A 12,753-nucleotide genomic window follows, 5' to 3' on the forward strand; every position below is an offset into this window, starting at 1 on the left:
CCGAACCCGGAAGCTAAGCCCTCCAGCGCCGATGGTACTGCACTCGGGAGGGTGTGGGAGAGTAGGACACCGCCGGACATTCTTTCCGGTCGAGGGCTGCCCCAATGGGGGTGGCCCTCGACTGCGTAGCGTCGGGTGCGGCGCAATCAGGAAGGATGTACCTGTGAGTTCAGGACCCCAGGACGGCGACCGTCCTCGACGTTACGAAGACCGTTCCGACCGACGCGGCGGCGCGCCCCGACGGGATGACCGCCCGCCGTACCGGGATCGGGACGAACGCTCGCGCGACCAGCGCGGCGGCTCCGGCGATCGCCGTGAGGGTGGCTTCCGCCCCCGAGACGATTCGCGTTTCGCCGGCGGAGGCCGAGACGGTGGCCAGCAGGGCGCACCGCGCGGCGACGGCCGGGACTTCCGTGGCGGTGACCGCCGTGAGGGCGGTTTCCGGTCGGGCCCGCCGCGTGAGAGTGGTTTCCGCCGCGATGGCGACTCGCGTCAGGGCGGCTTCCGGGGCGGTGACCGTCCCGAGGGCGGTTTCCGTGGTGGGGAGCGCCGTGAGGGCGGTTTCCGTGGTGGGGACCGTCCCGAGGGTGGTTTCCGTTCGGGTCCGCGTGAGGGTGGCTTCCGTGGGGGTGACCGTCGTGAGGGCGGTGCCGGCGGGGATCGCCGTGAGGGTGGTTTCCGTTCGGGTCCGCGTGAGGGTGGCTTCCGGGGTGGCGACCGTCCCGAGGGTGGCTTCCGTGGCGGTGACCGCCCCGAAGGTGGCTACCGTGGTGGCGACCGCCCCGAAGGTGGCTACCGTGGTGGCGACCGCCGTGAGGGTGGCTACCGGGGCGGGGACCGTCCCGGCGGGCAGGGCGATCGCCCGCGCCGAAACGACCAGCGGAGCTTCGAGGACCGGCGTCGGGACGGCGGCCACGGTGGGGACGCGTCGCGCGACCGCCGGGACGACCGGCGCGACCGTGCCGAGCGGGAGGGGACGGTCACTCCGGCGCTGCCCGACGAGATCGTCGCGTCCGACCTGGACCAAGCCGCCCGCGCGGAACTGCTGTCGCTGGCCAAGCCGGTGGCGGACACCGTCGCCCGGCACCTGGTCGCGACCGGTCAGCTAATCGACGAGGACCCGGCGCAGGCGCTGGCGCACGCGCTCGCCGCCCGTCGGCTCGCGTCGCGCATCTCGGCGGTGCGCGAGGCGGTCGGGCTGGCCGCGTACCACGCGGGGGAGTGGCAGACGGCGATCGCCGAGCTGCGCACGTACCACCGGATGACGGGGTTGCAGAGCCACCTGGCGGTGCTCGCCGACTGCGAGCGGGCGCTCGGGCGTCCGGAACGGGCGATCGACCTGTTCCGGGGGGCCGACCGGGAGAAGCTCGATCAGGCCGTCGCGATCGAGTTGCTGATCGTCGCCGCCGGGGCGCGGGGTGACCTCGGCCAGAAGGACGCGGCCGTCGCCATGCTCCAGGTCCGCGAGCTCACCAACGACGCGACGGAACCGTGGGCCGCCCGGCTCCGGTACGCGTACGCCGATGCGTTGCTCGCCGTGGACCGGCGCGAGGAGGCCCGGGAGTGGTTCTCCCGGGCGGACGAGATCGATGCCGAGGGCGAGACGGACGCGGCCGAGCGGCTGCTCGAACTCGACGGGGTACTGATCGAGGGCGACGACGTGGACGACGAGCCGGCCGAGGAGATCGCCTCCGGTCCGGGTACCCCGGGTATGGTGCCCGCCCAGCCGGACGCCGGCTCGACCGGCGGAGCGGATGGCGACGCGGACGACCCCGACGGTGACAGTGCCGAGACGGACCGGGCCGCCGACGACCTCGACGAGGACGATGACCTCGACGACGAGGACGACGAAGAGGACGACGAGGACGGCGTGGCCCCGACGGGCCCCGACCGGACCGGGTCGCAGCCGGTGGGGACCGAGCGGGGCGCGGCGTCCGCGAACTCCCCCGAGCCGGGTGCGGACCAGCAGTGACGGGGGACGCCGGGGAGCGGCTGGTCGACGGGTACTCGCTGGTCGTCTTCGACCTGGACGGGGTGATCTACCTGATCGACCGGCCGATCCCCGGCGCGGTCGAGGCGGTGGGGCGGCTGCACGCCGAGGGGCGGACGGTCGCGTATGCCACCAACAACGCCTCGCGGCGCTCCAGCGAGGTCGCCGACCTGCTCACCGGGATGGGTGTGCCCGCCAGCGCCGAGGAGGTGCTCACCTCCGCTGGCGCATCCGCCGAACTGCTGGCGGAGCGGCTGCCCGCCGGCTCGGCGGTCCTGGTGGTGGGGGCGGAGGCGTTGCGGGCGGAGATTCGGGCTGTCGGGCTGCGCCCGGTGTCCCGCGTCGACGAGTCCCCCGCCGCCGTCGTGCAGGGGTACGGCCCGCAGGTCGGCTGGGCGGACCTGGCCGAGGCGTCGCTCGCCGTACGGGCCGGGGCGCAGTGGATCGCCACGAACACCGACCGGACCCTGCCCAGCGGGCGGGGCCCGCTGCCGGGCAACGGATCGCTGGTGGCCGTGCTGCGGACCGCGCTGGACCGCGACCCGGACGTGGTCGTGGGCAAGCCCGAGCCGGCGTTGTTCGCCACCGCCGCCCGCCGGGCCGGTCAGGGGCGCACGCTCGTGGTGGGCGATCGGCTCGACACCGACATCGAGGGTGCCCGCCGGGCCGGCCTGGACAGCCTGCTGGTGCTGACCGGCGTCAGTGACGTACCCGAACTGCTGGCCGCCCCGGCGGCGCGCCGGCCGACGTACGTCTCGGTCGACCTCGCCGGGCTGTTCGACCCGGCGGCGGTGGTCCGGGTGCCCGGTAGCGCCGATACGGGCGGCTGGTCGGCGCGCGCGGTCGACGGCGACCTGGAGTTGACCGGGGCCGGCTTGCCGCTGGACGCTCTCGCCGCGCTCTGCGCCGTCGCATGGGAGGCCGACGTCGACCCTCGGGTCCGGCCGGGTTCGCCGGAGGCCGGGAAGGCCCTGGCCGCCCTCGGCCTGGCCGACTGAACTCACCGCGTAGCGGGGCCGCCTGCGGCACCACCCGAATATTTCGGGGCCGGTGCTGCGGGCGGTGCCCGTTCTGGGCGGTCAGAGCAGCTTGCGGAGCTTCATCAGGTCGAACGGGTTCGCCTTGATCGACACCCGGCGGGACGCGACGGCCTTGGTCACGTCGAGTTCGCCACGCACCAGGGCGAGCAGGTCGTCGCTGCTGGTGCTCAGTGCGATCTTCGCCTTCGGGTCGTCCCCGTCGGTCAGGTCGAGCAGCCGCCCGTCGGCGAGCCGGCCGTGGAAGGCGGCGCCCAGGTCGGTCACCCGGCAGGCCAGGGTCCGGTCCAGGTCGACCCGCTCCCGCACGGTATCGGCGTTGCGGTCCAGCCGGGCAGCCAGATCCTGCAACGCCTGCCGACACTCGTCCACGCTGGCCACTTCGTCTCCTCATGCACGCCACGTCCGTTTCCCGGCACCGTACCGCAACGGGCGTCGCACGGCGCCCGGTAGCGTGAGACCCGCAACCCCCACCCCCGTGGAAGGACTCAGGCATGCAGGACGCGTGGCGCGCCTACCTCGGACTGGCCATGGGCCTGACGGAGGCGCCCCGGAAGAAGGCCCAGGAAGTCGTGCGGCGGGTCGTCGGCTCCGGCGAGGCGACCGCAACCCAGCTCCAGGCCCTCGCCGAGGAGTTGGTCTCGACCGGCGCGGCGAATCGGGAGGCGCTGACCAAGCTGGTGCGCTTCGAGGTGGACCGCGCGCTCGGCACGGTCGGGCTGGCCACCGCCGATGAGGTGGCCGAGCTGACCCGCCGGGTGCACGAGCTGGAACGCCAGCTGAGGGAGGCCAGGGCGGGCATTGCCGAGCCCGCCCCGCAGCCGGCCGGGGCACCGGGCGGCTCGCAGTCGTCTTCGCCGCCGGCATCGGCCCCGACCCCGGTGGCGAAGAAGGCCGTCGCGAAGAAAGCCGTCGCGGAGAAGGCCGTCGCGAAGAAAGCCGTCGCGAAAAGAGCCGTCGCCACGGAGACCGGGCCGACCAAGGCCGTGGCCAAGAAGACGGTGGCGAAGAAGACGGTCGCCCGGAAGCCACCGGCCACGGTGAGCCCGGTGGAGTCCGCTCAGGAAGCGGCGGAGCCGGCCCGTCCGGCGAAGAAGGCGCTGGCCCGTAAGCGGCCGCCGGGCGGTGCGGCGTGAGCGTACCCGTGACGGGTCGGGGCCGGCGGTGAACGCGCCGTTCCGGCCGGGCCCGGTGCCCGGGGGCCGGCCCGCGCCGCCGCCCGGCTCCCGGCCGGCCTCGCCGCCTCGCCCGGTGGGCACCGACGACGACGGGGACGCCCGGCACCCGGCGGTGGACGCGGCCGTCCAGGCGATGGCGAACGCCGCGTCGCTCTCCCCGGCCGACCAGATTCCGCAGTACGAGGCGGCGTACCAGACGCTGCGGGGCACCCTCGCCACCATCGACCAGGCCTGACCGACCGGAGATCCACCCCCATGGCACGTCGCAACCGGCTCGACGCCGAACTCGTCCGCCGCGGTCTGGCCCGGTCCCGCGAGCAGGCCGCCGCGCTGGTCGACGCCGGCCGGGTCCAGCTGCGTGGGGTACCGGCCCGTAAGGCCGCCGCGCTGGTCGACCCTGCCGATCCGCTGCTGGTCACCGGTGCCGACCCCACCTCGGAGTACGTTTCCCGGGGCGGCCACAAGCTGGCCGGCGCGCTGGCCGCGTTCACCCCGGGCGGGCTGCGGGTGGCCGGCCGGCGGTGCCTCGACGCCGGCGCGTCGACCGGCGGCTTCACCGACGTGCTGCTGCGTGCCGACGCGGCCGAGGTGGTCGCCGTGGACGTCGGCTACGGGCAGCTCGCGTGGTCGCTGCGCACCGACGACCGGGTTCGGGTATTCGAGCGGACCAACGTGCGCACGCTGACCCCGGAGGCGATCGGCGGGGAGGTCGACCTGACGGTGGCGGATCTGTCGTTCATCTCGCTGCGGTTGGTGCTGCCGGCGCTGGCCGGCTGCACCCAGGCCGACGGGGACCTGGCGTTGATGGTGAAGCCCCAGTTCGAGGTGGGCCGGGAGCGCGTCGGCGCGGGTGGCGTCGTGCGCGACCCGGTGCTACGCGCCGAAGCCGTCCTCGACGTGGCGGCGGCGGCGGCCCAGCTCGGGCTGGGACTCTCCGGCGTGACGGCCAGCCCGCTGCCGGGACCCAGCGGCAACGTCGAGTTCTTCGTATGGTTACGCCGGGGCGCGGCGGCGGCCGACCCGGAGCGGGTGCGGGCCGTCGTGGCGGCCGGCCCGCAGGGTGCAACCCCGCCCGGCGACGTGCCGGACGTGGCCCCGGAGGAGGCGGTGGGGTGAGCGCGAGGAGTGAGCTCGCGAGCCCCGCAGTCGCGAACGGAAGGTGGATCCGTTGAGTCGTACCGCGCTGCTGGTGACGCACACCGGCCGGCGTCGCAGCACCGAGCACGCCCGAACGGTCGCGGCGGACCTGATCGCCGCGGGGTTCGAGGTGCGGGTGGTGGCCGAGGAGGCCGACGACCTGGACCTTCCGGGCGTGGTGCCGGTGACCGGGCTGGAGGCCGCCGAGGGGGCCGAGATCGTCTTCGCCCTGGGCGGGGACGGCACGTTCCTGCGCGCGGCGGAGCTGGCCCGGCCGGCGAAGGCACCGCTGCTCGGCATCAACCTCGGCAACGTCGGCTTTCTCGCCGAGGCGGAGATCGACGACCTGGACGTGGCGGTGCGCGACGTGGTGGGTCGCCACTACACGGTGGACGAGCGGCTCACCCTCGACGTGATCGCGGAGTTCGACGGCGGCCCGACGATCGAGTCCTGGGCGCTCAACGAGATCAGCGTTGAAAAGGGCGAGCGGGCCCAGATGCTGGAACTGCTGGTCGACGTGGACGGTCGGCCGCTGTCACGGTACGGCTGCGACGGCGTGGTCTGCGCGACCCCCACGGGTTCGACGGCATACGCGTTCTCCGGCGGCGGGCCGGTGGTGTGGCCGGAGGTGGAGGCGCTGTTGTTGGTCCCGATCAGCGCGCACGCGCTGTTCAGCCGGCCGCTGGTGACCGCGCCCACGTCGACGTTCTCGATCACGGTCGACCCGTTCACCACCCTCGCGGTGCTGTGCTGCGACGGCCGGCGGGTCTACGACCTGCCGCCGGGGGCGCAGGTGACGGTGCGTCGGGGTGCGCTGCCGGTGCGTGTCGTGCGGCTGCGGGCCCGGTCCTTCACCGACCGGCTGGTGGCGAAGTTCGGGTTGCCGGTACACGGCTGGCGGGGCAACCGCAGGTGAGCGACGTCTCGGTGGTGGCCCGGCGGCGCTGGCCCGCCGCAGGCCGGCCGGTGCGCCGGCGGTGGTGACGTGCGGGCCGGGCGGCGGGTGGTCACCGCGTCCCGGCCGTGCCGGCTGGTCAACTGTCGGGGCCCGCGTCTACTGTCGGGTGCTGTGCTGGAAGAGCTGCGCATCACCGGACTGGGCGTCATCGAGGACACCACGCTGCCGTTGACCGGCGGGATGAACGTCATCACCGGTGAGACCGGTGCGGGCAAGACGATGGTGGTGACCGGCCTCGGCCTGCTCTTCGGCGGCCGGGCCGACGCCGGCCGGGTGCGGGCCCAGCCGGGCCGGGCGGTGGTCGAGGGGCGACTGCGCCTCGGCGGCCGGGTCGCCGCCGCCGTGCACGCCCGGGTCATCGACGCCGGTGGGGAGCCCGACGAGGACGGTTCGCTGCTGCTGAGCCGGACGGTCACCGTGGAGGGGCGTTCCCGGGCGCACCTGGGCGGGCGCGGTATGCCGGTGGCGATGCTGGGCGAGGTCGGCGAGCAGGTGGTGGCGGTGCACGGCCAGTCCGACCAGCTGCGCCTGCTGCGGCCGGCCGAGCAGCGGGCCGCGCTGGACCGGTTCGCCGGCCCGGAGCACGAGAAGCTTCTCGACGCGCTGCGCGAGGCGTACGCCCGGTGGCGGGCGGTGGTCGACGACCTGGCCGACCGCCGGCGCAACGCCCGGGCGCGCAACCAGGAGGCCGACCTGCTCCGGCTGGGGCTGGACGAGATCAGCCGGGTCGATCCGCAGCCGGGCGAGGACGGCGAGCTGAAGGCCGAGGCGCAGCGCCTGGAGCACGCGGAGGGGCTGCGTACGGCGGCGCAGATGGCGCACCAGTGCGTGGCCGGCGGCACCGAGCCGACCGACGAGACGCCGGACGCCACGGCGCTGCTGGGGCTGGCCCGGCGAACCCTGGAGGCGCAGGCGGGCACCGATCCGGCCCTCGGTGACCTGGCTGCCCGGCTGGAGGAGGCGGCGACCCTGGTGGCCGACGTCTCGGCGGAGCTGTCGGCGTACCTGACCGCGCTGGACGCGGATCCGGCCCGGTTGCAGGTCGTCTACGAGCGGCGGGCGGCGTTGCGCGCGTTGACCCGCAAATACGCCGACGACGTCGACGGGGTGGTGGCCTGGGCGGAGCGGGCCCGGCTGCGGCTGTCCGATCTGGACAGCTCCGACGATCTTCTCGACGAGCTGGACCGGGAGGCGTCCCGCCTGGCCGGTGAGGTGGCCGAGTTGGCCGGGCGGGTATCGGTGTCCCGGCGGGAGGCGGCGATCCGGTTCGCCCGGCAGGTGACCGTCGAGCTGGCCGGGCTGGCGATGCCGCACGCCCGGATCGAGGTGGCGGTGCTGCCCCGACCGGCGGGGAGGTCGGAGCCGAGCCTGGTGGTCAACGGCGTGGAGGTGGGCGTCGGCCCGGACGGCGGCGACGAGGTGGAGCTGCGGCTGCTGGCCCATCCGGGGGCCCCGTCGCTGCCGTTGCAGCGGGGCGCGTCCGGCGGTGAGCTGTCCCGGGTGATGCTCGCCATCGAGGTGGTCTTCGCGGGGTCCGGCGGCCCGCCGACCCTGGTCTTCGACGAGGTCGACGCGGGCGTCGGGGGCCAGGCGGCGGTGGAGATCGGCCGGCGGCTGGCCCGGCTGGCCCGCAGCCACCAGGTGCTGGTGGTCACCCACCTGCCGCAGGTGGCGGCGTTCGCCGACCGGCACCTGGTGGTGGCGAAGGACACGGGGGGCGCGGTGACGACCAGCGGGGTGCGGGTGGTGGAGGACACCGAGCGGGCCCGGGAGCTGGCCCGGATGCTGGCGGGTTTGCCGGACTCGGATCTGGGTATCGCTCACGCCGAGGAGCTGTTGGCCGTCGCGGCACGGGAAAGACGACCCTGACGGCGAGTTATTGTGAGCGCACCCACACCGGCACGCGCTCTGGTGTGTTTCCCTGGGTAGGCGGCGTCGCTCAGGCATGTCGCGACAGAAAAGCCTGCCTCACATGCCAGGATGGTCACGATGCGTCTACCCACGTTGCGCCGGACCCGTAACACCGAGCCGGACACAGTCCTCGGCACCGCGCGCCTCGACCGCCGGACGAAGCGCCTGGTCGGCCGGCTGCGTCCGGGCGACATCGCGGTCATCGACCACGTCGACCTGGACCGGGTGGCGGCCGACTCGCTGGTCGCCGTCGGTGTCGCCGCCGTCCTCAACGCGAAGCCGTCGGTCTCCGGCCGGTACCCGAACCTCGGCCCCGAGGTGCTGGTGACCGCTGGCATCCCCCTCCTGGACGACCTGGGCGAGGGGATCTTCGAACGGGTCCGGGAGGGCGACACCGTCCGGATCGAGGGCAACACCGTGTTCGTCGGCGGTGAGCCGGTCGCGCACGGCGCGCTCCAGGACGCCGAGTCGGTGGCCAAGGCGATGGCCGACGCCCGCGAGGGGCTGTCGGTGCAGCTGGAGGCGTTCGCCGCCAACACGATGGACTACCTCAAGCAGGAGCGTGACCTGCTCCTCGACGGCGTCGGCGTGCCGGAGATCCAGACCCAGATCCAGGGTCGGCACTGCCTGATCGTGGTCCGCGGCTACGACTACAAGGCCGACCTGGACGTGCTGCGTCCGTACATCCGGGAGTTCAAGCCGGTGCTGATCGGCGTGGACGGCGGGGCGGACGCGCTGGTCGAGGCCGGCTACACCCCCGACATGATCATCGGGGACATGGACTCGGTGACCGACGACGTGCTGCGCTGCGGCGCCGAGGTGATCGTGCACGCCTACCCCGACGGCCGGGCCCCGGGGCTGCCCCGGGTCGCCGGGCTGGGCGTCGAGGCGATCACCTTCCCGGCGGCGGCCACCAGCGAAGACCTGGCGATGCTGCTGGCCGACGAGAAGGGCGCCTCGCTGCTGGTGGCGGTCGGCACGCACGCGACCCTGGTCGAGTTCCTGGACAAGGGCCGGGGCGGGATGGCCTCGACGTTCCTCACCCGGCTCAAGGTCGGCGGGAAGTTGGTGGACGCCAAGGGCGTGAGCCGGCTCTACCGGCAGAGCATCTCCGGGTCCTCGCTGCTGCTGCTGGTCCTGTCGGCGGTGGCGGCGATGGCCTCGGCCGTGGCGGTCTCCACCGTCGGCAAGGCATACCTGGGCGTGGTCAGTGAATGGTGGAACAATTTTGTGTTCCAGCTCGGCCAGCTCTTCTAGCTCCCGACCGATCAAGAGGCTGTCAGCGTGATCAACTTCCGCTACCACGTGGTGTCCCTGACCGCGGTCTTCCTGGCGCTTGCCATCGGCCTGGTGGTCGGCACGGCCGCCCTCAACGGCCCGGTCGCCGACTCGCTCAAGGAGCGGGTCAACGGGCTGAGCAAGGACAACCAGCAGATGCGCCAGGCGGTCAACAACATGCAGAAGGAAATCGAGCTGGAGGAGCAGTTCGCCGGCGAGATCGCCCAGGTCGTCCTGCCCGGCAAGCTCACCGGCCGCCGCGTGCTGCTGCTCACCCTGCCCAGCGGGCGCGAGCACACCGAGGGCGTGCTCAAGATGCTCCAGCTCGCCGGCGCCCAGGTCACCGGCCGGGTCGACCTGCAGGACAAGTTCGTCAACCCGGACAACAACAACAACCTGATGGAGCTGGCCGTCACCGCCGCCCGGCCGAGCGCGCCCGCCTCGGGGCTGCCCGGCAACGGGCACGGGGTGGAGACATCCAGCGCACTGCTGGCCAGCGTGCTGCTGGACCGCGCCGGGGGTGCCAACCCGGCCACCGACGCCGACCGCCGGGCGGTGCTGGCGTCGTACAGCAACGCCGGGTACCTGACGACCGACGAGAAGGTGGCCGGGCCGGCGGAGGCAGTGGTACTGGTCAGCGGCCAGCCGTACGTGGACAAGGACTCCGCGAAGAAGGACGAGTCGGTCGTCAAGGTCGCCGAGCAGTTCGACCGGACCGGGGCGATCGTGGTGGCCGGCAACGGCTCGGCCGGCGGCAACGTCGTCGCCGTCGTCCGGGGCGACCCGGTGCTGTCGCAGACCGTCTCCACCGTCGACGACGCCAACACCACGCAGGGCCAGTTGGTCACCACCCTCGCCCTGGTGCAGCAACTCGTGGAGAAGAAGGCCGGCCAGTACGGCGTGGGCGACAACGCCTCCTCGTTGCTGCCTAAACTGCCCCAGTGAGCGAACGACGTACCCGGGTGTCCGATCCTCTCCCGCCGCGCGTGCGGCGTGCCGAACGGGGTGACCGCGTGAGCCTGCTGGGCCGCCTACTGATCGCCGGGGCCGGCGTCGCCGCCGCCCGGTACGCGCTGCGCGAAGTGCGCACCTCGCCGGCCGCCCCGGCATTGGAGCGCACCAACTTCCGGGGCCGCACCGTCACCCTCGCCGCCGGGCCGGCGCTCGCCGCCGGTGCCGCCACGGCCGGGGCGTTCGGTGCCGCCAGCGCCCCCGCAGGCGCCGCCGCGCTGGTGGCCGGCGTGGGCGGGGGAGCGGTCGGGGTCTACGACGACGTGGTGGGCGCCCGACCCGAGCAGAAGGCCGCCAAGGGCTTCGCCGGGCACCTCGCCGCGCTGCGCGAGGGCCGGGTCACCGCCGGCCTCGTCAAGATCGTCGGGGTGGGCGCGGCGGGTCTGGCCGCCTCGGCGCTGCTCGCCGCCGACCAGGCAGTCGCCGCCCACCCGCGCCGTCAGCGGCACGGCGCGGTGGGGCGCACCGTGGACGTGCTTCTCGGCGCCGGGGTGATCGCCGGCACCGCCAACCTGCTCAACCTGCTCGACCTGCGGCCCGGGCGGGCGTTGAAGTCCGCGCTGCTGCTCGGCGCGCCGCTGACCGGCGGCCCGCACGGCGGGATCGCCGCCGGGGCGGTGGGCGCCGCCGCCGGCCTGCTCGCCGAGGACCTCGACGAGCAGGTGATGGTCGGCGACGGCGGGGCCAACGCGATCGGCGCGGTGCTCGGGGTGGCTCTCGCGGCCCGCACCGGGCCGCTCGGCCGGGCCGCCGTGCTCGCCGTGCTCGCCGGCCTCACCGCCGCCAGCGAGAAGGTCAGCTTCACCCAGGTCATCCAGGCCACCCCCGGGCTGCGCGAGCTGGATGCCCTGGGCCGGCGCACCGACTGACGTGAGGCGACCGACCGACGTGCGGGCCACCGCGGCCGACGTGAAGGCCACCGACTGACGTGAAGACCCCGGCACCCCTCGCCGGCGCCGGCCGGGTGGCCGGGGCGGCCGCCCTCATCGCGGTGCTCACCGTGGTCAGCCGGCTCGCCGGCTTCGGCCGCACCGCCGTCTTCACCTGGGTGGTGGAGCGCAGCGACCTCGGCGGCATGTACGTGGTCGCCAACATCGCGCCGAACATCATCTTCGAGATCGTGGCCGGTGGGGCGCTGGCCAGTCTGGTCGTGCCGCTGCTGGCCGGCCCGGTCGCGGCGGGGGACCGGCGGGCCGTCGGCGCGACGGCCGGCGCCCTGCTGACCTGGACGCTGACCCTGCTGGTGCCCCTCGCGGCGCTGGTCGCGCTGCTGGCCGGGCCGATCGTCGAGGCGCTGAGCTCCGGCCGCAGCCCCGCCGAGTTGGCCGCCGGGGCGCGCATGCTGCGGATCTTCGCCCCCCAGCTACCGCTCTACGGCATCGGCATCGTGCTCACCGGCGTCCTCCAGGCGCACCGCCGTTTCGCCTGGCCCGTCATCGCACCGCTGCTGTCCAGCCTCACCGTGATCGTGGTGTACCTCACGTTCGGCGGCACGGAGGGGCGGGGGGCCACCATCGCCGAGGTGAGTCGGGGCGGCGAGCTGATCCTGACCGGCGGCACCACCCTCGGCGTGGTCGTGCTGTCGCTGTCGCTGCTGATCCCACTGCGCCGCCTCGGCCTGCGGCTGCGCCCCGGGTACGCGTTCGACGCCGACGTCCGCGCCCGGGTCGGCGGGCTCGCGGCGGCCGGGGCGGTCACCGTCGCAGCCCAGCAGCTCGCCCTCGCCGTGGTCGTCAAGAGCGCCTCCGGCGGCCCCACCGGCTCCCCGCAGGTGTTCAACCTGGCCCAGACGATGTACCTGCTGCCCTGGGCGGTGCTCGCCGTGCCGCTCGCGGTGGCCGCGTACCCCACCCTCGCGGCGGCGTCGGCGGCCGGCGACGAACCGACGTACCGGGACACCCTCGCCGCGACCACCCGGGGGGTGCTGCTGTTCAGCTGCCTCGGCGCGGCGGCCCTGGCCGGCACCGCCGCCCCCGTCGCCGCGTTCTTCTACCCCGACGACCCGGCCCCGGCGGCCGCCGCGATCGCCGGCTTTGCCCCCGGCCTGCTCGGCTACGGGCTGTTCGCGGTGCTCTCCCGCGCCCTCTACGCCCGAGGCGACACCCGGCCGGCCACCGTGGCCATCACCGCCGGCTGGCTGGCCGTGCCACTGACCGTGGCCCCCCTCGCCGCGCTGCTGCCCCGCGCCGACCGGGTGCTCGCGGTGGGCTTGGCCAACTCCGCCGGCATGGTGCTGCTCGGCGTGCTGCTGTT

General features: G+C 74.5%; 13 protein-coding genes. 11 read left to right on the forward strand and 2 right to left on the reverse strand.

Annotated elements, in window-relative coordinates; translation table 11 throughout:
- Window positions 1–169: 169 nt before the first annotated feature.
- On the reverse strand, window positions 170–916 hold the full coding sequence (locus E1258_RS23210; protein WP_132404849.1) for a hypothetical protein: 747 nt from the start codon (window positions 914–916) through the stop codon (window positions 170–172).
- A 147-nt stretch (window positions 917–1,063) separates the two neighbouring features.
- Between E1258_RS23210 and E1258_RS23215 the strand changes: the two genes are divergently transcribed.
- Together E1258_RS23215 and E1258_RS23220 are read left to right on the forward strand one after the other, a co-directional pair.
- Complete coding sequence (locus tag E1258_RS23215; RefSeq protein ID WP_132404851.1) at window positions 1,064–1,972, forward strand: lipopolysaccharide assembly protein LapB; 909 nt, start codon at window positions 1,064–1,066, stop codon at window positions 1,970–1,972.
- Entirely contained in the window at window positions 1,969–2,988 is a 1,020-nt protein-coding gene (locus tag E1258_RS23220; RefSeq protein ID WP_132404853.1) for an HAD-IIA family hydrolase, read from the forward strand. Before E1258_RS23215 ends, E1258_RS23220 begins: the two co-directional genes overlap by 4 nt.
- Window positions 2,989–3,069: 81 nt before the next feature.
- Here the strand turns inward: E1258_RS23220 and E1258_RS23225 are convergent, their stop codons facing one another.
- On the reverse strand, window positions 3,070–3,408 hold the full coding sequence (locus tag E1258_RS23225) for an SCP2 sterol-binding domain-containing protein (RefSeq protein ID WP_007075887.1): 339 nt from the start codon (window positions 3,406–3,408) through the stop codon (window positions 3,070–3,072).
- A gap of 113 nt (window positions 3,409–3,521) precedes the next feature.
- Here E1258_RS23225 and E1258_RS23230 point away from each other — a divergent pair, with 113 nt between their 5' ends.
- From E1258_RS23230 to murJ, 9 genes are all read left to right on the forward strand, one after another.
- A complete protein-coding gene (locus E1258_RS23230; RefSeq protein WP_132404855.1) occupies window positions 3,522–4,163 on the forward strand; it encodes a phasin family protein in 642 nt (213 codons plus the stop codon).
- A 28-nt stretch (window positions 4,164–4,191) separates the two neighbouring features.
- Complete coding sequence (locus E1258_RS23235) at window positions 4,192–4,440, forward strand: hypothetical protein (RefSeq protein WP_132404857.1); 249 nt, start codon at window positions 4,192–4,194, stop codon at window positions 4,438–4,440.
- Window positions 4,441–4,460: 20 nt separating this feature from the next.
- Window positions 4,461–5,321, forward strand: coding sequence for a TlyA family RNA methyltransferase (locus tag E1258_RS23240; RefSeq protein WP_132404859.1), 861 nt, complete (start codon window positions 4,461–4,463; stop codon window positions 5,319–5,321).
- Between the two features lie 52 nt (window positions 5,322–5,373).
- Window positions 5,374–6,258 carry an NAD kinase gene (locus tag E1258_RS23245; RefSeq protein WP_132404861.1) on the forward strand — a complete coding sequence of 295 codons (885 nt, stop codon included), beginning with the start codon at window positions 5,374–5,376 and terminating at the stop codon, window positions 6,256–6,258.
- A gap of 153 nt (window positions 6,259–6,411) precedes the next feature.
- Window positions 6,412–8,169, forward strand: coding sequence for a DNA repair protein RecN (recN, locus tag E1258_RS23250; RefSeq protein ID WP_132404863.1), 1,758 nt, complete (start codon window positions 6,412–6,414; stop codon window positions 8,167–8,169).
- Between the two features lie 120 nt (window positions 8,170–8,289).
- On the forward strand, window positions 8,290–9,468 hold the full coding sequence (gene steA, locus E1258_RS23255; RefSeq protein ID WP_132404865.1) for a putative cytokinetic ring protein SteA: 1,179 nt from the start codon (window positions 8,290–8,292) through the stop codon (window positions 9,466–9,468).
- Window positions 9,469–9,495: 27 nt separating this feature from the next.
- Window positions 9,496–10,434, forward strand: a complete 939-nt coding sequence (locus tag E1258_RS23260) for a copper transporter (RefSeq protein ID WP_132404867.1) — start codon at window positions 9,496–9,498, stop codon at window positions 10,432–10,434.
- A 68-nt stretch (window positions 10,435–10,502) separates the two neighbouring features.
- A complete protein-coding gene (locus E1258_RS23265; RefSeq protein ID WP_132404869.1) occupies window positions 10,503–11,369 on the forward strand; it encodes a hypothetical protein in 867 nt (288 codons plus the stop codon).
- Window positions 11,370–11,428: 59 nt separating this feature from the next.
- A partial coding sequence (gene murJ, locus E1258_RS23270) for a murein biosynthesis integral membrane protein MurJ (RefSeq protein ID WP_132404871.1) occupies window positions 11,429–12,753 on the forward strand: 1,325 nt, incomplete at its 3' end.

The organism is Micromonospora sp. KC207, from assembly GCF_004348615.1.
Classification (GTDB): Bacteria; Actinomycetota; Actinomycetes; order Mycobacteriales; family Micromonosporaceae; genus Micromonospora.

Excerpts from the sequence above, each read along its gene's own strand:
- E1258_RS23230 (WP_132404855.1), top strand. The coding sequence starts at position 3,522 with ATGCAGGACGCGTGGCGCGCCTACCTCGGACTGGCCATGGGCCTGACG.
- E1258_RS23240 (WP_132404859.1), top strand. The coding sequence starts at position 4,461 with ATGGCACGTCGCAACCGGCTCGACGCCGAACTCGTCCGCCGCGGTCTG.
- steA (WP_132404865.1), top strand. The coding sequence starts at position 8,290 with ATGCGTCTACCCACGTTGCGCCGGACCCGTAACACCGAGCCGGACACA.